General features: G+C 68.9%; 21 protein-coding genes. 14 read left to right on the top strand and 7 right to left on the bottom strand.

Translation table 11 applies throughout. The features are described from left to right. Positions 1 to 16: 16 nt before the first annotated feature. From ACK4FB_RS07275 to ACK4FB_RS07245, 7 genes are all read left to right on the top strand, one after another. Entirely contained in the window at positions 17 to 898 is an 882-nt protein-coding gene (locus ACK4FB_RS07275; RefSeq protein ID WP_409749840.1) for an MBL fold metallo-hydrolase, read from the top strand. Between the two features lie 105 nt (positions 899 to 1,003). Next, complete coding sequence (locus tag ACK4FB_RS07270) at positions 1,004 to 1,831, top strand: hypothetical protein (protein ID WP_409749838.1); 828 nt, start codon at positions 1,004 to 1,006, stop codon at positions 1,829 to 1,831. Between the two features lie 110 nt (positions 1,832 to 1,941). After that, on the top strand, positions 1,942 to 4,791 hold the full coding sequence (locus ACK4FB_RS07265) for a helicase C-terminal domain-containing protein (protein ID WP_409749835.1): 2,850 nt from the start codon (positions 1,942 to 1,944) through the stop codon (positions 4,789 to 4,791). Between the two features lie 10 nt (positions 4,792 to 4,801). Beyond that, entirely contained in the window at positions 4,802 to 5,878 is a 1,077-nt protein-coding gene (locus tag ACK4FB_RS07260) for a DUF2125 domain-containing protein (protein ID WP_409749832.1), read from the top strand. Then, the gene (locus tag ACK4FB_RS07255; RefSeq protein WP_409749829.1) at positions 5,878 to 6,540 is read left to right on the top strand and encodes a hypothetical protein; all 663 of its coding nucleotides are present in this window, start codon (positions 5,878 to 5,880) and stop codon (positions 6,538 to 6,540) included. Before ACK4FB_RS07260 ends, ACK4FB_RS07255 begins: the two co-directional genes overlap by 1 nt. Positions 6,541 to 6,562: 22 nt before the next feature. Further along, on the top strand, positions 6,563 to 7,675 hold the full coding sequence (hisC, locus tag ACK4FB_RS07250) for a histidinol-phosphate transaminase (RefSeq protein ID WP_409749826.1): 1,113 nt from the start codon (positions 6,563 to 6,565) through the stop codon (positions 7,673 to 7,675). 57 nt (positions 7,676 to 7,732) lie between these two features. Continuing rightward, complete coding sequence (locus tag ACK4FB_RS07245; RefSeq protein WP_409749823.1) at positions 7,733 to 8,146, top strand: DoxX family protein; 414 nt, start codon at positions 7,733 to 7,735, stop codon at positions 8,144 to 8,146. A gap of 6 nt (positions 8,147 to 8,152) precedes the next feature. On the opposite strand, the gene ACK4FB_RS07240 is transcribed toward ACK4FB_RS07245, so the two are convergent. Further along, positions 8,153 to 9,961, bottom strand: a complete 1,809-nt coding sequence (locus ACK4FB_RS07240; protein WP_409749821.1) for a methyl-accepting chemotaxis protein — start codon at positions 9,959 to 9,961, stop codon at positions 8,153 to 8,155. A gap of 215 nt (positions 9,962 to 10,176) precedes the next feature. Between ACK4FB_RS07240 and ACK4FB_RS07235 the strand changes: the two genes are divergently transcribed. Together ACK4FB_RS07235 and ACK4FB_RS07230 are read left to right on the top strand one after the other, a co-directional pair. Continuing rightward, positions 10,177 to 10,596 (top strand): Hsp20 family protein, encoded by a 420-nt coding sequence (locus tag ACK4FB_RS07235; RefSeq protein ID WP_409749818.1) that lies wholly within the window; start codon positions 10,177 to 10,179, stop codon positions 10,594 to 10,596. Positions 10,597 to 10,676: 80 nt separating this feature from the next. Beyond that, a complete protein-coding gene (locus tag ACK4FB_RS07230; protein WP_409749815.1) occupies positions 10,677 to 10,931 on the top strand; it encodes a DUF1150 family protein in 255 nt (84 codons plus the stop codon). Positions 10,932 to 11,782: 851 nt separating this feature from the next. Here the strand turns inward: ACK4FB_RS07230 and ACK4FB_RS07225 are convergent. The 3 genes from ACK4FB_RS07225 to rpoN all read right to left on the bottom strand — a co-directional run bounded on the left by ACK4FB_RS07225 (position 11,783) and on the right by rpoN (position 14,587). Next, entirely contained in the window at positions 11,783 to 12,247 is a 465-nt protein-coding gene (locus tag ACK4FB_RS07225) for a PTS sugar transporter subunit IIA (RefSeq protein ID WP_409749812.1), read from the bottom strand. 74 nt (positions 12,248 to 12,321) lie between these two features. Beyond that, a complete protein-coding gene (gene hpf, locus ACK4FB_RS07220; RefSeq protein WP_409749809.1) occupies positions 12,322 to 12,972 on the bottom strand; it encodes a ribosome hibernation-promoting factor, HPF/YfiA family in 651 nt (216 codons plus the stop codon). An 88-nt stretch (positions 12,973 to 13,060) separates the two neighbouring features. Then, on the bottom strand, positions 13,061 to 14,587 hold the full coding sequence (rpoN, locus tag ACK4FB_RS07215) for an RNA polymerase factor sigma-54 (RefSeq protein WP_409750035.1): 1,527 nt from the start codon (positions 14,585 to 14,587) through the stop codon (positions 13,061 to 13,063). Positions 14,588 to 14,749: 162 nt separating this feature from the next. Here rpoN and ACK4FB_RS07210 point away from each other — a divergent pair, with 162 nt between their 5' ends. From ACK4FB_RS07210 to ACK4FB_RS07200, 3 genes are all read left to right on the top strand, one after another. Beyond that, complete coding sequence (locus ACK4FB_RS07210) at positions 14,750 to 15,127, top strand: hypothetical protein (RefSeq protein ID WP_409749806.1); 378 nt, start codon at positions 14,750 to 14,752, stop codon at positions 15,125 to 15,127. A 44-nt stretch (positions 15,128 to 15,171) separates the two neighbouring features. Further along, on the top strand, positions 15,172 to 15,972 hold the full coding sequence (locus ACK4FB_RS07205; protein ID WP_409749803.1) for a DUF1295 domain-containing protein: 801 nt from the start codon (positions 15,172 to 15,174) through the stop codon (positions 15,970 to 15,972). A gap of 76 nt (positions 15,973 to 16,048) precedes the next feature. Continuing rightward, positions 16,049 to 16,684 (top strand): hypothetical protein, encoded by a 636-nt coding sequence (locus ACK4FB_RS07200; RefSeq protein WP_409749800.1) that lies wholly within the window; start codon positions 16,049 to 16,051, stop codon positions 16,682 to 16,684. 5 nt (positions 16,685 to 16,689) lie between these two features. Here the strand turns inward: ACK4FB_RS07200 and pyrF are convergent, their stop codons facing one another. Then, the gene (pyrF, locus tag ACK4FB_RS07195) at positions 16,690 to 17,388 is read right to left on the bottom strand and encodes an orotidine-5'-phosphate decarboxylase (RefSeq protein WP_409749797.1); all 699 of its coding nucleotides are present in this window, start codon (positions 17,386 to 17,388) and stop codon (positions 16,690 to 16,692) included. A 110-nt stretch (positions 17,389 to 17,498) separates the two neighbouring features. Here pyrF and ACK4FB_RS07190 point away from each other — a divergent pair, with 110 nt between their 5' ends. Continuing rightward, positions 17,499 to 18,197 (top strand): MarC family protein, encoded by a 699-nt coding sequence (locus ACK4FB_RS07190; protein ID WP_409749794.1) that lies wholly within the window; start codon positions 17,499 to 17,501, stop codon positions 18,195 to 18,197. A gap of 3 nt (positions 18,198 to 18,200) precedes the next feature. Here ACK4FB_RS07190 and ACK4FB_RS07185 read toward each other — a convergent pair whose 3' ends face one another. Then, complete coding sequence (locus ACK4FB_RS07185; RefSeq protein WP_409749791.1) at positions 18,201 to 18,617, bottom strand: HIT domain-containing protein; 417 nt, start codon at positions 18,615 to 18,617, stop codon at positions 18,201 to 18,203. Between the two features lie 3 nt (positions 18,618 to 18,620). Further along, positions 18,621 to 19,496 (bottom strand): SIMPL domain-containing protein, encoded by an 876-nt coding sequence (locus ACK4FB_RS07180; protein WP_409749788.1) that lies wholly within the window; start codon positions 19,494 to 19,496, stop codon positions 18,621 to 18,623. Positions 19,497 to 19,719: 223 nt separating this feature from the next. Here ACK4FB_RS07180 and mdh point away from each other — a divergent pair, with 223 nt between their 5' ends. Further along, positions 19,720 to 20,682: a malate dehydrogenase gene (gene mdh, locus ACK4FB_RS07175; RefSeq protein ID WP_409749785.1), complete on the top strand. Its 963-nt coding sequence runs from the start codon at positions 19,720 to 19,722 to the stop codon at positions 20,680 to 20,682. The last annotated feature ends 81 nt before the right edge of the window (positions 20,683 to 20,763 follow it).

Raw genomic sequence — 20,763 nt, 5'->3', positions numbered from 1 at the left:
CCAGAAGGAGAACGCCATGACCCGTTCCAACGACACGACCTCCCCCCGCGTGCAGGGCTTCTTTCACGGCCCCACCAACACCGTCACCTATCTGGTCAGCGACCCGGCCACGGGCGCGGCGGCCATCATCGACCCGGTGCTGGACTATGATCCGGCGGCGGCGCGCACGGACGACGCCTCCATCGTCCAGGTGCTGGACGCCGTGCGCGATCAGGGCCTGGACCTGAAGCTGATCCTGGACACCCACGCCCACGCCGACCACCTGTCCGGCGCCGACGAGATCCGCCACCGCACCGGCGCGCCCATCGGCATCGGCGGCCACATCACCAAGGTGCAGAAGGTCTTCGGCGCCCTGTTCGAGGCCCATGACGTGACGCCGGACGGGGTGGTGTTCGACCGCCTGTTCACCGACGGCGAACGCTTCATGCTGGGATCGCTGGCGGTGGAGGTGATGCACACGCCCGGCCACACCCCCGCCTGCGTCAGCTATCACATCGGCGACGCGGTGTTCGTGGGCGACACCCTGTTCATGCCCGACTACGGCACCGCCCGGGCCGACTTCCCCGGCGGCGACGCGCGCACCCTGTACCGCTCGATCCACAAGCTGCTGGCCCTGCCGGAAGAGACCCGCATGTTCGTGGGCCACGACTATCTGCCCAAGGACCGCGAGGACTATCGCTGGGAGACCACCGTGGGCGCCCAGAAGGCGGGCAACATCCATGTGGGGGGCGGGGTCAGCGAGGACGATTTCGTGGCCATGCGCGAGGCCCGCGACGCGACGTTGGCGGTCCCCAAGCTGATCCTGCCGTCCCTGCAGATGAACATCCGCGCCGGCGCCCTGCCGCCCGCGGAGCCGTCGGGGAAGCGGTTTCTGAAGATGCCGTTGAACGCGATCTGAGGGGGTCTGGGATGAACCGGGACGGGCGAAGCGTTGCCTTTCGCCCGTTTCCGGCCTTAGCTCGCGCTCATGGGGCGAGCACTACAGATCATCTGCGTCGTTGTGTTGGCGCTGGGACTCTTTGGGTCAACTTCGCAAAAGAGCGAGAATAGCCAGCGCCCAAGTTGGGGGGCCTATGATCATCAGCCATCCGTAGCGGGGGCTTTTGCGGGCGAGGGGCGCGGCGCTCAAGAACAGGCCACACACCAGGACCACGCCAACGACATTCAAAGGCGCGATGTCGATGCCCAAGAAGCTATGGCGTTCGCGGCGCTCTTACAGCTTCTGCTCACTGTCGTGGCCATATGGCTCCTTAAAGGAACGCTCGACGCGACCAATCGCGCAGTCGGTGAAACAAGCCACGCCACGAAGGCCATGCTTGATGCGAATAAAATAGCGGAAGAATCCGCTCGCGGATGGGTTGCCGTCTCGGTAAGGAGCATTGGCCCAGTTTGGCGCGGCGAAGATCAGGTCGTCAAAGCCGCTGTAGTCTACGAAATAAAGAACGTGGGGTCTTCACCGATTACAGCGGGTGCCCACTCGGCCTCTTTCTACCACCTGTTCACACCCCGGAAGATCAACGCGGATAAATTCTTTGAGTCTCTCGGGGGTATGCAAAAAAGTGGGATCCTCAGCACAGGCTTGGCTCCCGGAGAGGACATACTTATTACGGTTCATGACATCATCCCCGCCGCAGAACTCATAAAAGGTAAGGACGGAGGGTTCAGCTTCGAGTGTTGGGTAGGAATTTTGTACCGAACGCGAAGCTTCTCCGGCAGTTCGCTCAAGATATTTATGGTTTCCCCACAAGGGAAAAAGGGCTTCCCAAGCGATGATGGCCCTTGGGAAGTCAGTTCGGTTCGTCACCTTCAAATCGGCAGCTCCCTGACCTAGGACCGCCGGCACCATCACAGCCTCAACGATGGCCACATGCTCCGACGGGATAAGCGCCAGCCGCCCACGTTCCGGTTTCGTTTCCGCCGCCGCCCGGCTATGAAACACCGGTGACCACCGCCCTCCACACCCCCTCCATCCAGACCGACGCGGCCGCCGCGTGGCGGGATCTGCCGCCGGCGCTGGCGGTTCCGCCGGGGGCGGGGGCCGTGGCGGATGAGGCGGGGGCGCGGGCCATCGGGCGGGGGGCGGCCGAGGGGCTGTTCACCGGCGGGGCGGTTCTGGTGGCCCACGCCAGCCTGACGGCGCGGCGGCTGGGTCTGACGCCGCCGGGACGGTCGCCGCAGCTGATGGATGCGCTGGAACTCTTTGCGTTCGTGCGGCCGGCGGAATTCTGCGCGCCGTCGCCCACCGGGCTGGCGCTGGCGCTGGGGCGCGAGGCGCCGAAGACCGCGCCGGAGCAGGCCGCGGCCCTGCGCGAGGCGGCGGAGAGCCTGCTGAAGGAAATGGCCGATCCGGCCTGGCCGGGGCGCGAGGCGGCGGTGACCCTGGCCGAGACGCTGGAAAAGGCGGGCTGGGCCTGGGCGCCGAGGGTGCTGGCGGCGCTGAAGTCGCAGCCGATCCGGGACCGGCAGTACCGGGGCTCGGGCCTCGACGTCTGGTCGCGCCTGACCGAATGGGAGGACGAGGCGCCGCGCGGGGAGGCGGGCTCGGCGCCGGTGGATTCGGAGTCCGCGCGCATCCGTCTGGCCAAGCTGCTGGAGGCGTCGGGGCTGGACGAGACCCGGCCGACCCAGTCGGACTATGCGGCCGAGGCGGCCTTCGCCTTTTCGCCCCGCAACGAGGAGGGGCGGCCCCGGGTGCTGCTGGCCGAGGCGGGGACGGGCACGGGCAAGACCCTGGGCTATCTGGCCGCCGCCTCGCTGTGGGCCGAGCGCAATCAGGGGGCGGCGTGGGTGTCCACCTACACCCGCGCCCTGCAGCGCCAGATCGACCGGGAGAGCCACGCCATCTGGCCCGATCCGGAGGTGCGGCGGGTCAAGGCGGTGGTGCGCAAGGGGCGCGAGAATTACCTGTGCCTGCTGAACCTGCAGGAGCTGGTGCAGGGGGCGCAGCTGGGGAACGGCGACCTGATCGGGGCGGCCCTGACCGCGCGCTGGGTCATGCACAGCCGCGACGGGGACATGACCGGCGGGGACTTCCCCGGCTGGCTGCCCGGGCTGTTCGCCGTGGCCCCGGCGCAGCAGGCGGGGGCGGCCAATCTGGTGGACCGGCGCGGCGAGTGCGTGCACGCCGCCTGTCCGCACTACCGCATGTGTTTCGTGGAGAAGACCATCCGCGCCAGCCGCCGGGCCGATCTGGTGGTGGCCAACCATGCGCTGGTGATGAGCCAGGCGGCGTTCGACGGGGCGCGGGCGGCGCGGGGGATCAAGGGCGACACCGAGACCGCGGCCCTGAAGCGGGTGGTGTTCGACGAGGGGCACCATCTGTTCGACGCGGCGGACAGCGCATTCTCCGCCTGTCTCTCGGGGCAGGAGGCGGCCGAGCTGCGGCGCTGGATCCGGGGGCCGGAGGGGCGCGGACGGCGCGGGCGCGGGCTGGAGCAGAGACTGGGCGATCTGGTGGCGGACTCCGAAGCCGCGCGGCAGGCGCTGACCGATGCGGTGCGGGCGGCGGCGCAGCTGCCGGGGGAAGGCGCCTCGGGCCGGATCGCGCCGCCGTCGGGGGAAGTGAACCCCATCGGCCCCATCGAGAGCTTTCTGGCCGCGGCGCTGGTGCAACTTAGGGCGCGGACGTCGGAGGCGGCGACCTATGGCGGCGGCGAGTTCGGCATGGAGTGCGCGGTGCGGCCGTCCGCCGAGCCGGTGGTGGAGGCGGCGCGCGGGGCGGCGCGGGCGCTGGCGGCGGTGGAGGCGCCCCTGCTGGCGCTGGCCCGGCATCTCGAGGACATTCTGGACGACGAGGCGGCCGAGCTGGACGGCGGGGCGCGGGCGCGCATCGAGGGGGCGCTGCGGGGGCTGGAGCGGCGCGCGCGCATGACCCTGCCCGGCTGGCGCGCCATGCTGGCGGCGCTGGAGGACGGGGACGCGGCGCCGGACCCGGACTTCGTGGACTGGCTGTCGGCGGAGGTCGCGTTCGGCCGCATCCATGACGTGGCCCTGCGGCGGCACTGGATCGATCCGACCATTCCGCTGGAGGCGGCGGTGATCGCCCCGGCGCACGGGGTGCTGGTGACCTCGGCCACCCTGTCGGACCCCATGGCCGACGACCCGTTCGACATGGCGCGGATGCGCACGGGCTCGGCCCGGCTGGTGGAGCGGCCACGGACCCTGAAGGTGGAGAGCCCGTTCGACTATGCCGCCAACAGCCGGGTGATTGTCGTGAACGACGTGGCGCGCGACGATCCGCGCCAGATCGCGGCGGCCATGCGCGAGCTGTTCCTGGCGGCGGGCGGCGGGGGGCTGGGCCTGTTCACCGCCATTCGGCGGCTGAAGGCGGTCTATGAGCGGCTGGGGCCGGATCTGGCCCGGGCGGGCATCCCGCTCTACGCCCAGCACATGGACCCGCTGGAGGTGGGCGGGCTGGTGGACGTGTTCCGGGCCGAGGAGGACTCGTGCCTGCTGGGGACGGACGCGGTGCGGGACGGGGTCGACGTGCCGGGGCGGTCGCTGCGCATCCTGGTGTTCGACCGGGCGCCGTGGCCGCGGCCGGACCTGCTGCACAAGGCGCGGCGCGAGACCTTCGGCGGGCGCGGCTATGACGACGCCATCGCCCGGGGGCGGGTCAGCCAGGCGTTCGGCCGCCTGATCCGCCGGGCCGACGACAAGGGCGTGTTCGTGATGCTGGACGCCGCCAGCCCCACGCGGCTGTTCGCGGGCCTCCCGCCGGGGGCCGAGGTGCAGCGAATGGGACTGGTGGAAGCCATCGAGACGGTTGGCGCGTTCCTCAAGCCAAGCTAACGGAGCGTCCATGACCCAAGCCCGCGCGCGCTATGCGCCCCTGATCATTCCGTTCGCCATCGTCCTGATCGTTCTGGTCGTGTGGACCGCGTGGTGGTTCTGGCTGTCGCAGCAGGTGCGCGAGCGGCTGGACCTGGCCGCCGAGGGCCTGCGCGCCCAGGGCTGGGAGGTGGCCTATTCCGAGCCCGCCCTGACCGGCTGGCCGTTCCGCACGCGGCTGGAGAGCCGGCATGTGCGGCTGACCGCGCCCACGGGGCACGAGATCGCGGCGCCGCGACTGATCGCCGAGGCCAACGCCTATCGGCCCGACCGCTGGGTGGTGATCGCGGGCGACGGGCTGGTGCTGACCCGGGGCGACAAGGGCAGGGTGGCGGTGGACGCGCCGGTGATCCGCGCTTCGGCCAGCGGCCTGACCCAGTCGTTCCCGACCCTGGCGCTGGAGCTGCTGGACGTCGGGTTCACGGCCCTGCCGGACGCGGAGCCGTTCCCGCTGGCCCGGGCGGAGCGGATCGAGCTTTATCTGCAACCCGGACGGGACCGGGAGGCCGGCGACGGGCCGGGCGACACGGCGGTGCAGACCGCCCTGCCCGCCTCGCGGCGCAATGTGGATGTGCTGTTTCGCCTGATCGACGCGACGGGACGGCCCGGCGGACCCATCGACTTCATGGGGCGGGGCGGACTGTTCAGCCTGCAGGCCGAGACGGTGGTGGAGAATTTCCAGGGCCTGAGCGGGCCGGACGCGCCCAGCCTGCTGGCGGCCTGGACCGCCTCGGGCGGACGATTCCTGCATGTGCGCGGCGAGATGCGGGCGGGGGACAGCGCCGCGCGGCTGGAATCCGATGAACTGCGCGCCGACGAGGACGGGCGTCTGACGGGCGTCCTGCGACTGGCTGCGGACCGGGCGGCTCCTGCGCTGACGGCCCTGTCCCGATCCGACACGGTGAACCGGACTGCAACCGTGGGCGCGGCGGCGGCGGCCGGCGCCAGCGAGGCGTTGACCGGCGACGTGGAGCTGGAGGTGGAATTCCGCGACGGCCGCGCGTGGATGGGGCCGTTCAACCTGGCGCCCGCGCCCGAGCTGTTCTGATGGGCTCGACCCGAAATCTGGACCGGACATTGCTGGCCGCCCTGTCCGCCCGCGTCGAGGTCGAACGACCCCGATCCCGCGACGAGGCGGTGATCGCCCTGCGCGCCGTGCTGAAGGATTCCGGCGCCCTGCCGCGCGATCTGGTCCGGGTTCTGTGGAGCCGGATCGAGGCCCGCTGCGCCGGGCCGGTCAGCGTCTGGGGTCCTCTGTCGGCGCTGCTGGCGGCGGACCGGTACGGCCATGGCGTGCGCTCGGCCCATGACCCGGAGGCGGCGCTGAAAGCCGCGCGCGAGGGCGGGCGGGCGGTGCTGGACCTTGGCCGCTCCACGCCATGGTGGGCCCGGCTGCTGGCTCAGCCGGATCTGAGGGTCACCGCCGCCCTTCCCGACGACGCCTCGGGCCGTCCGCTGGCCCTGGTGGTGTCGGGCGAGGACACAGGTCCGACGGGGGATGACCGCACCTTCTGGGTCATCGAGGCGCCGGGAGACGAGACGAAGATCACGGACCTTCTGGCCCGGCGCGGTCTGGCCGGAACCCCGCTGGAGACGGCGGGCGGCTTGAAGCTGTTCATGCTGGCGGGCTATGTGCAGCCCGACGACGGGCGCCTGATCGCCCCCAGGGGACGACTGAGCGGCGTGATCGGCGCCGCCGCAGTGTTCTGAACATTCGACAGGAAAGACGCTGATGACCGACACCGACAAGGGCGCCGCGCCGATTGGACCCGCCCCCAAGAGCGGGATTCTGGACATCGCCCCCTATGTGGGCGGCAAGTCGAAGGTGGACGGCGTGGCCGAGCCCATGAAGCTGTCTTCCAACGAGAACGCCCTGGGCGCCGGGTCGCTGGCCCGTGAGGCCTATGAGGCGGCCATGAAGAATCTGGCGCTGTATCCCGACGGCCGGGCCGCGAAGCTGCGCGAGGCGGTGGCGAACCACCACGGGCTGGAGCCCGAGCGCCTGATCTTCGGCAACGGCTCGGACGAGGTGTTCGCCCTTCTGAACCAGACCTATCTGACGCCGGGCGACAACATCGTCACCGGCCAGTACGGCTTCCTGGCCTACCGCATCTCGGCTCTCGCCAACCAGGCCGAGGTCAAGTCGGCGCCCGAGCCGAAGCTGAAAGCGGAAGTCGATGCCCTGCTGGCGCAGGTCGATGAGCGCACGCGCATCGTCTATGTGTCCAATCCGTCGAACCCCACCGGGTCGTGGAACGCGGCCGAGGAGATCGAGCGCCTGCACGCCGCCCTGCCGTCCTCGGTGCTGCTGGTGGTGGACGAAGCCTATGCGGAGTTCGTGACGGAGCCCGACTGGGCCACAGCCTTCCCGCTGGCCCGGGACAGCGCCAACATCGTGGTGACCCGAACCTTCTCGAAGATCCACGGCCTGGCGGGCCTGCGCGTCGGCTTCGGCTATGCGCCGCTGCACGTGGCCGAGGCGGTGGACCGCATCCGCCTGCCGTTCAACGTTTCGGTCCCCGGCATCGAGGCGGCGGTGGCGGCGCTGGCCGACGAGGTCCACGTGAAGGCGTCGCGCGAGCTGGTCCAGACCTGGCGGCCGCGCCTGACACAGGCCATCAAGGGCTTTGGTTTCGAGGTCCCGCCCAGCGCCGGCAATTTCGTGCTGGTGCGGTTCAAGGACGCGGATCGGGCCAGGGCGGCCAATGACTATCTGAACTCCAGGGGCATCATCGTGCGGCCCGTCGGCGGCTACGGCCTGCACGACTCCCTGCGCATCACCGTGGGCACCGAGGACCAGAACCGCGCGGTCATGGACGCCCTGAGCGAGTTCGCCGCCACCTGACCAGCGCCTTGACGCCGGTCAGGACCTGTCGGCTGATGTCGCCGGGAGGATCACGCCATGATCGACATCAGCCGTCTGAACACCCTGCAGTCCGGGGCCATGCTGGCCCTGAGGCTCTATGTGGGCGGGTTCCTGATCTGGGGCGTCTGGGACAACATCACCTCCAGCGCCCGCATGGCCGAGTTCGAGGCGTTTCTGGCCGGTGTGAACTGTCCCCTGCCCGCCATCGCCGCGCCGGTTTCGGTGTGGGTCCAGTTCGCCATTGGAGCGGCCCTGATCGCCGGGGTGCTGACCCGCTGGGCAGGCCTGTTGCTCAGCCTCAATTTCATCGTGGCCGTGGCGCTGCTGTGGAGCGCCGGTGCTGACGGGCGCGGCCTGTTTCCGCCCGCGATCCTCATCTTCATCGGACTGATCCTCGCCACGTACGGCGCCGGGCGATGGTCGCTGGACCACCGGTTCAGCCGCAGCTGATACGGCTCAGGCGGCGGCCAGCCGGACGTCGGACTCCCGGGCGGCGTCGAGGCGGAACGTGGACACCAGCCGGGCCAGGCGCTGGGCTTCCTCGGCCAGACGATGGCTGGCGGCGGTGGTCTGCTCGACCATGGCCGCGTTCTGCTGGGTCGCCTGATCCATCTGGTTCACGGCCGTATTGATCTCATGCAGCCCGGTCGACTGTTCCTGGGCGGACGCCGCGATCTCGGCCACAAGGCCGTCGATGCGTCCCGCCTGCGCCACGATCCCGTCCAGGGCGGTCCGGGTTTCGCGAACGAGCTTCACGCCAGATCCCACCTGGGCGCCGGAGGTGGAGATCAGGGTCTTGATTTCCCGGGCCGCGTCGGCCGAGCGCTGGGCCAGGGCGCGAACTTCGGAGGCCACCACAGCGAAACCGCGGCCCGCGTCGCCGGCCCGCGCCGCCTCGACGCCGGCGTTCAGGGCCAGAAGGTTGGTCTGGAAGGCGATCTCGTCGATCACGCCGATGATCTGGCTGATCTCGGTCGAAGACTGTTCGATGTCGCCCATGGCCTCCACCGCCTGAATGGCCAGATCGCCGCTGGAGCGAGCGGCTTCACGGGCCGAGCGCGCCTCGCGGGTGGCCTCGCCGGCGCCTTCGGAGGCGTGGCGCACCGTGGCGGTGATTTCGTCCAGGGCGGCGGCGGTCTCTTCCAGACCTGCGGCCTGCTGCTCCGTGCGACGCGACAGGTCATCGGCGGCGCCGCGAATCTCTCCGGCGCCGGACGTCAGGGTGTCCACCGCGGCCATGATGGTGCGCAGGGTGTCGGCCAGCCTGTCAGCGGCGGTGTTGAAATCCTCCTTCAACTGCGCGGCCTTGGGCGGCAGGTCGGAGGTGATGCGGTGGGTCAGGTCGCCGTCGGCCAGGGCCGAGAGCGCGCGATTGAGGGCCGTGATGATGGCGCGGTCGCCTTCGGCCTCCGAGGCCCTGGCGCGTTCGTTCGAAAGACGCTGGGCTTCCGCTTCGGCGCGGGCCCCTTCGGCCTCGCCTTCGAGGCGTCGGCGGGCGAGCTCCGCATCGCGGAAGGCGACCACGGCCCGGGCCATGCGGCCCACGTCGTCACGTCGGGACGCGCCCGGCGTCTCGATATCCGCGCGCCCGTCGGCCAGGGCGGTCATGGCGACGCCCAGCGCGCCCAGCGGTTGAAACATGCGCCCCGCGGCCAGCCCGCCGACTGCGGCGATCAGAAGGGTGGTCAGCAGGCCCAGACCCAGCAGCCACAGCCGCGTCTGCTCCACCGAGGCCATGAAGTCGGCCCTGGGGATGCCGACATAGAGCACGCCGATCACCTGGCCGGCGGCGTTCAGGATCGGGTCGTAGGCGACGAAGAAGGGCGTGCCCAGGATGTCGGCCTCGCCGCGATAGGGCCGGCCGTCGCGCAGCACGGCGTCCCACACCGGTCCGCGCGCCAGCTGCGTGCCCACAGCGCGGCCGCCCTCTGGACGCGACACATTGGTGGTGACGCGCACGTCATTCTGGAACACGGTGGCGGTGCCGCCCACCAGCGCCTTGATCCGGTCGACGGGCTCGAAATTGTCATTCAGGGCGGTGTCGCCTGCATACATGGCCTCCCCCCGGATGGTGAAGGCGTCGCCGTAGCCGTTCAGCACTTCCCAGGCCACGCGCATGTTGGTTTCCTGCCGCTCCAGGGCGCGGGCCTCGGCCTCGCGCGTCATCAGTTGGGACGCGGTCAGGGTCAGGGACAGGCCAAGAACGATCAGCCCGACAATCGAGATCAGGGTGACCTTGGCCGAGAGGGACAAGGCGCTGAACATGGACAAAATATATCGCTCCAGTATGGCGCCCGGTTTGTGGAACGGGACGCGCCCGCAAAGCACCATGGAAAACTTAAGAAGCCGCAAACTGGCGTTCGTTCGACGCACGTTGATCCGGCCTGCAGGGTTTCCTATCTGAACGGAGACGCCGGGCGTCCTCGCCGATGACGGGAGGACGCGGACCGGCAAGACAGTCGCTTGTTGCGAGGACTGGAATGACGACGCGAACCCTGCTGTTCGACAGCCCCTTCCTGCTGGGCTTCGACCAGACCCGGGCCCTGATCGACCGGGCCGCCAAGGCGGCCGCCGAGGGCTATCCGCCCTACAATGTCGAGGACCGGGGGCCGGACGGCGTCCGGATCAGCCTGGCGGTGGCCGGGTTCACGCCGGACGATCTGACCGTGACTCTGGAAGGCCGACAGTTGACCATCGCCGGAAAACGCGAGGACGCGGGCAAGGCCGACAACGCCTATCTGCACCGGGGCATCGCCGCGCGTGGCTTCGTGCGCAGCTATGTTCTGGCCGACGGGCTGGAGGTCACCGGCGCGGCGCTGGAGCACGGCCTGCTGCACGTGGACCTGAAGCGTCCCGAGCGCGCTGAAACCATCAAGCGCATTCCGATCACCTCGGGCTGAGCCGGATTCTTTTCGCCTGACGGCCGCCGCGCGTCGAACCGCGCGCCCGTCCAGGCGTTCGCTTACTGAAGGAGATTCCCATGACCCCGGTCATGACCAAAGACGACTTCACCGCCCTGGGCGCACCGGACCTGGTCTATGTGCGCGAAATCAAGGCCGCCGATGTGCTGACCGACGCGCGGGTGGACGACATCCGGGGGCTGGATCTGGAGCCCGACCAGACCCTGTACGCCGTGCATGGCGCGGACGGCGAGCGGCTGGCGGTCATGATCGACCGCGAAACGGCCTTCGCCGCCGCCGTGGCTCACGAGCTGGCGCCGGTTTCAGTGCACTAGGTCATGTCCTCATAAATGACGCAGGGCGGCTGCCGAACAGCAGGTTTGCCGTACCGCCGCAATGGGTGGAGAGCAGACGCCGCCTACGGGTCGGACGCGGACGTTTACGATCAATCGGGGGACCAGTCCCGATCTTTGTCGAACCCCATAAGAGCAAACCTGCCGTCCGTGTGGTTGATGTCGAACCATGCTTTGCCGGTGCTGAAAAAACACCCGCGATACCCTGCATCTTGAAGGCTGTCTGACCCTCTTCGCGATATCTCTCGCCAGTCGTCTAACGTAGGCAGACGCCTAGCTTGCGGGCCCATCTCTACAGCGGGAAATTGGCGCGTCCTGCCGTGCTCAGTGAGGGTTACCGCGTCTGCATAAAATACGATGGGCACGGGCTCCGTGGAGTTCCGGAGATGTAGGTCCAAGCGCGTGAAATAGGCCCTGATGGTCGCCATATCGCCGTTACAATGCACAGATTGCTCACCGGCATTTGCGATCTCTTGGCGCGATGCTTGGGCCCTACCTTGAGGCTCATTACAGGAAGCCAGGAGAACGGCTGCGCTCGCGTACATCGCGACGCAAATCCAGTGCCGGGCTTCGTTGTCGATGGAGGCCATCTGGTATCATTGCAGACAGCAGTAACGTCCGCAAAGGGTCGGGAGCACACTTTGAGGTGCTGCTTTTGAGCCGACCGTGGTGTCGGCGATTTTATGAGCACACGCCTAGACCGAAATCGGTTCGGTTGGAGTGCGCCCAACCGGGCTCAGATTTCGGTTCAGCATAATGCGAGAGCCTGATTTACGGCCTCGGCGGAAATCGCGAAGCGATTCCCCCTTAACCGATCAGGCTCAGATTTCTGATCAGGCCGCCTGAACGGGCGTTTCGCGCACGAACAGGGCGTTGATGGCGTCCGTGGTGCGGGCCTTGCGCAGCTGTTCGCGCATTTCCGACGAGCGCAGCAGACGCGACACCGCCGCTAGGGCGCGCAGGTGCTCGGCGCCGGATTCCGGCGGGGCGAACAGGCCGAACAGCAGGTCCACCGGCCGGTCGTCCACCGCGTCAAACGCCACCGGATGATCCAGACGCACGAAGACGCCCACGACCCGGTCGAGACCGGCCAGACGCGCGTGGGGCGCCGCCACGCCGCCGCCCAGGCCGGTGGAGCCAAGGGCCTCACGCTCCAGCAGGGCGTCCAGAATGCGGGCGTGATCGATGCCCAGGACGCCCGCGGCGGCGTCAGCCACCATGTTTAGGGCCTGTCTCTTGGACGAGGCCCCGCCGCGCATGACAATGCCGTCACGCGCCAGCAATTCACCGATGTCCATCGTTACCCCGAAACGCTGTTAACTTTTGCCGGGAGGCGGCGCCCCTGTAGACGCATATAGCCTCGGGTGGAAGCCTATACCGGGGAACCCTGACCGTTACGTGAAGTCACGGTGCGTTCGGGATCGATCCAGCCGATGTTGCCGTCGGGCCGTCGGTAAACCACGGAAATCCCGCCGTGGCCGGCGTTGCGGAACATCAGAACCGGGTAACCTGTAAGATCCAGTTCAAGCACAGCGCGGCCGACGGTCATGGTCCTGATCTCGGAATGGCTCTCGGCGATGACCATGGCGGCCGGAGCGTCGCCCGGGGCTCCCGCGTCCCCGAAATCCTCGTCCTCAACGCTGTCGGGGTCGCGGAAAACCGTCAGGGAAGCGACTTCACGCGCCGCATTTTCCTCCTGCTCGGGCGACAGGCCCCGGGGCCCGGCGTGATGGTCCTTGAGGCGTCGCTTGTACCGGCGGACCCGCTTTTCCAGCTTGTCCAAGGATTCGGAAAAGGCCGCATGGGCGTCGCCCCCAAGGCCGTGGGTGACCAGGGTCTGGCCCGAGGCGAGCCGGACCCAGCAGTCCACCTTGAACTGATGCCCGTCGCGGGACACCACGACCTCGGCGTTCTCTCCGCCGCGTTCGAAGTATTTTCCGATCCCGTCTTCAAGTTCCTGGGAGATGCGCGAGCCTAACGCGTCGCCGACATCCACATGCTTGCCGCTGACTTGAATCTGCATGGCCCAAGAACGCGCCCGCGCGCGTTTGGTGTCAAGCCGAACAGGGGTTTTCGCGCCGCGCTCACGCGGGTGTGAAAGCGGGACCGTTTCAGGCGGACTTCAGCATCCGCCGACGCTCCACCGACGAGGGAATCCGCAAGGCCTCGCGGTACTTGGCCACGGTGCGGCGAGCGATGTCGACGCCGGCCTCCTTGAGGATGTCGACGATGCGGTCGTCGCTGAGCACGTCCCCGTCGCGAGCCTCGCTGTCGATCATGGACTTGATCCGGTGACGGATGGCTTCCGCCGAATGGGCCGCGCCGCCGTCGGTGGCGGCGATGGAGGCGGTGAAGAAGAATTTCAGCTCAAACACCCCGCGCGGAGTGGCGACATATTTGTTGGAGGTGACGCGGCTGACGGTGGATTCATGCATGCCGATGGCGTCGGCCACGGTCTTGAGATTCAGCGGCCGCAGGAACTCCACCCCGAAGGCGAGGAAGGCGTCCTGCTGGCGCACGATCTCGGACGACACCTTGAGGATGGTCTTCGCCCGCTGATCGAGGCTTTTGACCAGCCAGTTGGCCTGGGCCGCGCACTCGGCCACGAAGGTCTTCTCCTCCTCGCCGCGCGCACCGCCGGAGACCAGGCCGTGATACCGCTTGTCCACCAGAAGCCTGGGCAGGGTGTCGCCGTTCAGCTCGACCCGCCAGCCGCCCGCCGGATCCGGGCGCACGAAGACGTCCGGGACCACCGTCTGGGCCGGCTCGCCGCCGAAGGCCGCGCCGGGCCGGGGCGTCAGGGCCTTCAGTTCCGAGACCATCTCGCGGATGTCCTCGTCGTCGACCCCGCAGGCGCGCTTCAGCGCCGCCATGTCCCGCCGGGCCAACAGTTCCAGATTGTCCAGCAGGCAAGCCATGGCCGGATCGAAACGGTTACGCTCGATCAACTGCAGTTTCAGACACTCCGGGGCCGAGCGCGCCATGACCCCGGTGGGTTCGAAACCGTGGCAGACGGCCAGCACGGCCTCCACCTTGTCCAGGCCGCAGCCCAGCCGGTCGGCCACCTCGTTCAGGTCGCCGCGCAGGTAGCCGCCCTCGTCGGTCATGTCGATCAGGGCCTGGGCCACCGCGTGGTCGGCGGGGCTGAACCCGGCCACGGCGGCCTGGTCCTGCAGGTGCTCCCAAAGGGTCTGTTCGCGCCGGTCGGGCCGGTCGTCCGAGCCCTCGCCCGCGGGCAGGCCGTCGCCCTTGCCCGCGGAAGACCATTCGGACAGTCCCGGCTGGCCGGCCTCGTCGGCGGCGCGGTCGCCGGTGCGCTCGCCCGGCGCGGCGTCGCCGTACAGATCGTCGTCGCGGGCGTCCATGGCGCCTTCCGCGTCGCGGGCGGAGCCTTCTGTCAGATCGCGCTCCGACGCGTCACGGTCGTCAGCGATCTCGACCGGCGCGTCCGTGTCCCTGCGTTCCTCCGGTTCGCCGTCGCTCTCGTCGCGCAGGAGCAGTGGGTTGCGTTCAAGCTCGGCGTCGACGAAGGCGTCGAGTTCGAGATTGGACAGTTGCAGAAGCTTGATGGCCTGCTGCAGTTGGGGCGTGATGACCAGCCCCTGCCCCTGTCTGATCTCCAGCCTTTGCCCGATCACGGCGTCGTCCCCTGTCGCGTGGCGCACGTCCCGCGCCATGTGGCCCGAAACTTGCTGACGACCATGCTCCCGGAGGGTTAACGCCGCTCTAAGGCGACTCGATCGTTGATCGATGCGCCCATGCGTGCGCTATGGGAGCGGACCAAACGGAGCCTCCCCCCCATGAATTTCCGGATCCTCGCCGCAGCCGCAGCCGCCCTGATCCTCGGCGCCTGCATGCCCAACACCGCCACGGGGCCTGACGACGGCCCGGCGTCTCCCACCACCGTACCCGGGACACAGGCTGCGTGTGAAACGGGGGGCGGAATCTGGCGCGCGGAAGGGCGGCTGGGTCTGATGACCTGCGTCATGCCCCATGCGGACGCCGGTCAGCCCTGCACCGACAGCGACCAGTGCGCGGGCGACTGCCGGCTGGGGGATGACAAGCGTCCGGCCGAAGGCGAGCCCGTCACCGGAATCTGCCAGGCGAACACGTCGAACTTCGGCTGCTTCACCCGCGTCGAGGATGGCCGGGCCGCAGCCACCCTGTGCGTGGACTGACCCGACAGCGCATCCGCGCCCAATGATGGAGCGTTTCTGACGCCATGACCGATATCCTGCTGCTTCTCGCCGTGAACCTGGCCCTGATCGTGGTCGTGATGCTGGCCCTCTGGGCGCTGTCGCTGCGGCTGAAGGACGTCAGCTTCATCGACGCGGTCTGGGGTCTGGGCATGGTGCTGCTGGCGGGGGCCACGTTCCTTCAGACGGACGGCGATCCCCTGCGCAAGGGCCTTCTCACCGGCCTGTGCGCGGTGTGGGGCATCCGGCTGGGCGTTCACCTGCTGAAACGCTGGCGCGCCCACGGGCCGGACAGGCGTTATCAGGCCTTGCTGAAGCATCGCGCGAACAAGGGACAGGGGTTCGCCCCGGCCTCGCTGATGTTCGTGTTCCTGCCCCAGGCGGTGCTGCTTTGGCTGACCTGTCTGCCGGTGCAACTGGGCCAGGTCTCGGCGGCGCCGGCCGTGGGCTGGATCGGCTGGACCGGCGCGGCTCTGGCGGTGTTCGGAATCGTGTTCGAGACGGTGGGCGACGCCCAGCTGGCGGCGTTCAAGCGGGACCCGGATAGCAAGGGCAAGGTGCTGGACACCGGCCTGTGGCGCTATACCCGCCACCCCAACTATTTCGGCGACGCCTGTGTCTGGTGGGGTCTGTGGCTGGTGGCGGCGGAGACAATCCCGGGCCTGTTCGCCATCCTGGGGCCGATCTTCCTGACCTTCACCCTCACCAAATGGTCCGGCGCGCCCACCACCGAGGGCGGGATGCACAAATCCCGGCCCGGCTATGCGGACTATGTGGCGCGCACCAGCGGGTTTTTCCCTCTGCCGCCGAAGAAGACGGCGGGCTGAATTCGCCGGATTGGCGATAAACGAACCAAGTCAGGGCGGCTGCGTTAACCTTTGCGGCCGAGCTTGGAGAACCGCCATGAAATCTGTGCTGACGATCGCCGGAGCCGGAGCGCTGGGCGCTCTGATGCTGTCCGCCGCCCCTGCCCTGAGCCAGAGCTACTACGGCGGCGGCTATGGGGCAGGGTATGACTATAACCGGGGCGCCTATGCCTACGGGAACGCCTATGCGGGCCAGAACCAGTCCTACGGTTACGACCAGCGCGATTCTTACGGCAGACGCTATGGCGACCGAGGGTATGACGACCGGGCGCGCGGCGACCATCGCGACCAGCGCCGTCACGAGCGGTATGACCCGCCCCAGCGCCCGGCGCCCTACACCACCTATAATTCCTACGGCGTGAACAGCGCCCATCTGACGGGCTACAGTCACGGCTACGGCGGGGTCGGTTATCCCTACGCCCGGACCCGGAGCTACAGCTACACCTACAGCCAGCCGACCCATGGCTACAGACAGTACGGCTACGATCGGGGCGGGCGATACGGCTACAGCCGCAGCTACAGCCATGACCAGCGTCAGCCCGGCTATCGCGACCGGCATGGCTATCACGACGACCGGCCGCCGATCCGCCATCGCGCGGAGTACCGGTATGACAACGATTACCGCTACGACCGGGACTGCTACTGCCAGGACGTCTATCTGTACGACCGCTGAGGTCGTCAGGCGGCGGTCATCTCCTGAACGATCCTTTCCGCTGCGATGCGCGGATCGGGCGCGGCGGTGATGGGGCGGCCCACCACCAGATGGGTCGCGCCCGCCTGCAGGGCTGAGGCGGGCGTAGCCGCGCGGGCCTGATCGTCCAGGGCGGCGCCGGCAGGACGGACTCCCGGGGTGACGATGAGGAAGTCCGGGCGGCCTGCGGCGTCCGCCAGGGCGCGTACCTGCGCGGCCTCGTGGGGGCTGGAGACCACCCCGTCGATCCCGGCGTCCAGCGCCTGACGCACCCGCAGCGCCACCAGATCGGCGGCGGACAGGCTGTGGTCGTCGGCGGTCAGGTCCGCGTCGGTCAGGCTGGTCAGCACCGTGACGCCCAGAATCCTGAGGCCCGAGCCCTCGGCGCCCTTTCGGGCCGCCGCCATCACCTGCGGCCGGGCGTGGACGGTGAGCAGGTCGCAGCCCGAACCGGCCAGGGCGGCGGCGGCCTTTTCCACGGTCGCGCCGATGTCGTGCAGCTTCCAGTCCAGAAACACCTGCTTGCCCGCCCCTTTCAGATCGCGGGCCAGGGCCATGCCGTCGGTGGGGAACAGTTGCAGCCCCACCTTGTAGAATTCCAACGCGTCGCCCAGCCGTTCGGTCAGGGCGCGGGCCTCATCCGTGGTGGGAAAATCGAGGGCGCAGATCAGGCGCGGGTCGGACATGGCGAGGTCTCCGGGCGCCCAGGTCAGTGAACGCGGGTTGCGAAGCGGCGCGGCCCGGCCGATAGAGGCGGAACGCGGGGCAGAACAGATTTTCAGGCCAGGACATGGACATGAACGCCGTCGATCTCGGGGTCAACCTCTTCGTGGCCCTGTTCGCCCTTGTGGACCCCATCGGCAATGTGCCCATCTTCGCTGCGGCCACGGCGGGAGCGACCGCGGCCCAGCGGCGCGGGGTGAGCCTGTACATCTCCCTGTTCATCGTCGCCTTCCTGACCTTCTTCTTCTTCACCGGTCTGGCGCTGCTGGAGTTCTTCGGCATCTCGCTGGCGGCGTTCCGCATCGCGGGCGGCATCCTGCTGCTGCTGCTGGGTCTGGACATGGCGCGCGAGGACTTCCTGAAGACCTTCGCCGACGTGGATCCCACCACCGATCCCGGCGACGTGCGCGGCTATGCCCGGCGGCGGTTCCAGCGGCTGGTGGTGCCCATCGCCATCCCCCTGCTGATCGGGCCGGGCGCCATCTCGGCGGTGATCATCCAGGCGGGCGAGGCCACCCGGATCGGACCGGCGGGCACGGCGGCGGGCCTGGCCGCCATCGGCGCGGCGGCTCTGGTCACCTTCGTCTGTTTCTCCCTGTCCGGCCTGATCAGCCGGCTGCTGGGCGAGGTCGGCATGGCGGTGGTGGTGCGGGTGCTGGGCCTGATCCTGTGCGCCCTCGCCATCCAGTTCATCATCATCGGGCTGGGCGAGTCGACCAACGGCTTCATCAATCTGGCCGCCTCGTCGCCCTATGCGGAAGCGCCCGAATAGGGCTCAGCCCTTCCGGATCAAGGCCAGGACCTCGTCCCGAACCTCGGGCGCATAGGGACTGGCGGAGCCCCGGCCCCACACCGGATCGGGCCACAGGCCGTCGTCGCGGCGTCGGCCCACGATGTGAATGTGAAGCTGGGCGGTGACATTGCCGATGGCGGCGATGTTCAGCTTCTCCACGGGCCGCATGGACCGCTGGCCGATGGCGCGCACGACGTCTCCTGCACGCACCGCTTCCTCCATCAGCACGGCGCGCTGTGCGGCCGTCAGGTCATCGAGCTCGATCACGCCCTCAAGGCGGGGGATCAGGACCAGCCAGGGAAAGCGCGCGTCATCCTGCAGCCGCACCTGACACAGCGGCCAGTCGCCGGCCACGAGGGAACCGGCGTCGAAGGCGGGGTCAGGCTGGAATCCGGCCATGGGTCAGTTCAGGCCGTAGACGATACAGGCCTGGGACGAGAGCCAGCGCAGGGGCGGCTGCAGCGCCAGGCTGGCGCCCTCGGCCTGATCCGTCCCGCCGCCTGGCGCGGGCGGGGGCGGAGGAGCGGCGGCGGTGCGCGCGGAGGCGCGGGCGCCGGTCACGACCACCTCGTCCAGGGTCGTCGGCAGGGGCGCCGCGCCATAGGACGGCCAGCCCGCCAGCACGTCGGTCTGGCACGCGCGGCCGGAAGGGTCGATGACGCGCGCGGAACCGAGGCGCGCACCGGCGGCCCCGGCGGCGACCCGGGCCCGTGCGGCGGCGTCGCGCACCGCCTCGTTCGCCAGCCAGGTGACGGTCTCGTTGTCCGGCTGCAGCGAGAAACTGACTTGGCCTATATTGGTGGGCCGAGCCGCCACCACGATCCCGTAGGCCCGCTCCAGCACCGCCGTGTCCTGGACCGTGACGCTGATCACCGCGTCCACCTGATAGCGGGCGATGCGGTCCGCCCGGGCGTTGTCGCGCAGATTGCCGTCGGCGTCGCGGTACTGGTCGTAGAGGGGGCGCGTGGTCAGGGTGGTCTCGACCCGGACCGCGTCCTCACCGAAGCCGGCGAGGGTCTGGCTGAGGGCCCGCACCTGATCAGCGGCGCGGCGCGACGCTTCCTCGGCGGTTCGCTCCACCACCTGGAAGGTGGCCGAGAAGGCCGCCCGATTGGTGGGAACCTCGACCCGCACATGGCCCACGGAGGCGATCACCGGGTCCCGCATCCACCACGGCGCGGGAACATAGGGCTCGCCGATGGTGGCGGGCGGGGTCTGGGCAAGGACCGGCGTCGCGATGACCGCTACGCCCATCGCCAGGATCAGATATCGGGTCATGAAGCCTCCATTGGGCGTCCACAGTGCCGACAGGAGGCGGAACCGTAAAGCTGTGATCACTGGCGGTTGCAGCCGCGCCCGCACGGGTCTAGACCGCCGCCACGGTTTCAACCTCCCCCTGCCTCGACGGTTCCGACGACTTCTGGCCTGCGGATCCGCCCAGACACCCAACGGCCTCAAGCAGCGCGACCGCGCGTCAGGCCACCAGAATGGAGACTTGCCCATGGCTCGCGCCAAGATCGCCCTTATCGGCGCCGGAATGATCGGCGGCACCCTGGCTCACATCGCCGCCCGCGAGGAGCTGGGCGACGTGATCCTGTTCGACATCGCCGAGGGCACGCCGCAGGGCAAGGCGCTGGACATCGTCGAAGCCACCGCCGTGTTCGGCTCGGACGTGACCCTGAAGGGCGCCAATGATTACGCCGACATCGCGGGGGCCGACGTATGCATCGTCACCGCCGGCGTGCCGCGCAAGCCGGGCATGAGCCGCGACGACCTGATCGGCATCAATCTGAAGGTCATGAAGGCCGTGGGCGAAGGCATCAAGGCCCACGCGCCGGACGCCTTCGTCATCTGCATCACCAACCCCCTCGATGCGATGGTCTGGGCCCTGCAGAAGTTCTCGGGCCTGCCGAAGGAGAAGGTGGTCGGCATGGCCGGCGTGCTGGACTCGGCCCGCTTCGCCTGGTTCCTGGCCGAGAAGACCGGCGTGTCCATCAAGGACATCAACGCCTGGACCCTGGGCGGCCACGGCGACGACATGGTGCCCATGGTGCGCCACTCCACCATCGGCGGCCTGCCCCTGCCCGACGCGGTCAAGCAGGGCTTCATGAGCCAGGCGGATCTGGACGGCATCGTCGAGCGCACCCGCAAGGGCGGCGGCGAGATCGTGGCCCTGCTGAAGACCGGCTCGGCCTTCTACGCCCCGGCCGAGAGCGCCATCGCCATGGCCCGGTCCTATCTGAAGGACCAGAAGCGCGTCCTGCCGATCGCCGCCTGGCTGTCGGGCGAGTACGGCGTTTCCGACATGTATGTGGGCGTGCCCGCCCTGATCGGCGCGAACGGGGTGGAGAAGATCATCCAGTTCGACACCAACGACGACGAGAAGGCCATGTTCGCCAAATCGGTGGACTCGGTGAAGGGCCTGATCAAGGCCTGTCAGGACATCGACGGATCGCTGGCCTGACCTACTGACAAAGGGGCGGCCCCGGCCGCCCCTTCTGCTTTCCGGCGCATGGTGCGCCTTTTCGGACATGAGGTCCGGAGA

Origin of the sequence: Brevundimonas sp., from assembly GCF_046299535.1 — a bacterium.
Classification (GTDB): Bacteria; Pseudomonadota; Alphaproteobacteria; order Caulobacterales; family Caulobacteraceae; genus Brevundimonas.
The sequence above is the reverse complement of the archived record's forward strand: the minus strand, read 5'-3'. Positions and strand labels throughout refer to the sequence as shown.

Coding starts and splice junctions, on each gene's coding strand:
- ACK4FB_RS07225 (WP_409749812.1), bottom strand. CDS start 12,247: ATGGACATCGGTGAATTGCTGGCGCGTGACGGCATTGTCATGCGCGGC.
- ACK4FB_RS07180 (WP_409749788.1), bottom strand. CDS start 19,496: ATGACCCGATATCTGATCCTGGCGATGGGCGTAGCGGTCATCGCGACG.
- ACK4FB_RS07200 (WP_409749800.1), top strand. CDS start 16,049: ATGAAATCTGTGCTGACGATCGCCGGAGCCGGAGCGCTGGGCGCTCTG.
- ACK4FB_RS07185 (WP_409749791.1), bottom strand. CDS start 18,617: ATGGCCGGATTCCAGCCTGACCCCGCCTTCGACGCCGGTTCCCTCGTG.
- ACK4FB_RS07205 (WP_409749803.1), top strand. CDS start 15,172: ATGACCGATATCCTGCTGCTTCTCGCCGTGAACCTGGCCCTGATCGTG.
- ACK4FB_RS07240 (WP_409749821.1), bottom strand. CDS start 9,961: ATGTTCAGCGCCTTGTCCCTCTCGGCCAAGGTCACCCTGATCTCGATT.
- ACK4FB_RS07210 (WP_409749806.1), top strand. CDS start 14,750: ATGAATTTCCGGATCCTCGCCGCAGCCGCAGCCGCCCTGATCCTCGGC.
- ACK4FB_RS07275 (WP_409749840.1), top strand. CDS start 17: ATGACCCGTTCCAACGACACGACCTCCCCCCGCGTGCAGGGCTTCTTT.
- ACK4FB_RS07235 (WP_409749818.1), top strand. CDS start 10,177: ATGACGACGCGAACCCTGCTGTTCGACAGCCCCTTCCTGCTGGGCTTC.
- ACK4FB_RS07260 (WP_409749832.1), top strand. CDS start 4,802: ATGACCCAAGCCCGCGCGCGCTATGCGCCCCTGATCATTCCGTTCGCC.
- hisC (WP_409749826.1), top strand. CDS start 6,563: ATGACCGACACCGACAAGGGCGCCGCGCCGATTGGACCCGCCCCCAAG.
- ACK4FB_RS07190 (WP_409749794.1), top strand. CDS start 17,499: ATGAACGCCGTCGATCTCGGGGTCAACCTCTTCGTGGCCCTGTTCGCC.
- mdh (WP_409749785.1), top strand. CDS start 19,720: ATGGCTCGCGCCAAGATCGCCCTTATCGGCGCCGGAATGATCGGCGGC.
- ACK4FB_RS07245 (WP_409749823.1), top strand. CDS start 7,733: ATGATCGACATCAGCCGTCTGAACACCCTGCAGTCCGGGGCCATGCTG.
- ACK4FB_RS07230 (WP_409749815.1), top strand. CDS start 10,677: ATGACCCCGGTCATGACCAAAGACGACTTCACCGCCCTGGGCGCACCG.
- pyrF (WP_409749797.1), bottom strand. CDS start 17,388: ATGTCCGACCCGCGCCTGATCTGCGCCCTCGATTTTCCCACCACGGAT.
- ACK4FB_RS07255 (WP_409749829.1), top strand. CDS start 5,878: ATGGGCTCGACCCGAAATCTGGACCGGACATTGCTGGCCGCCCTGTCC.
- hpf (WP_409749809.1), bottom strand. CDS start 12,972: ATGCAGATTCAAGTCAGCGGCAAGCATGTGGATGTCGGCGACGCGTTA.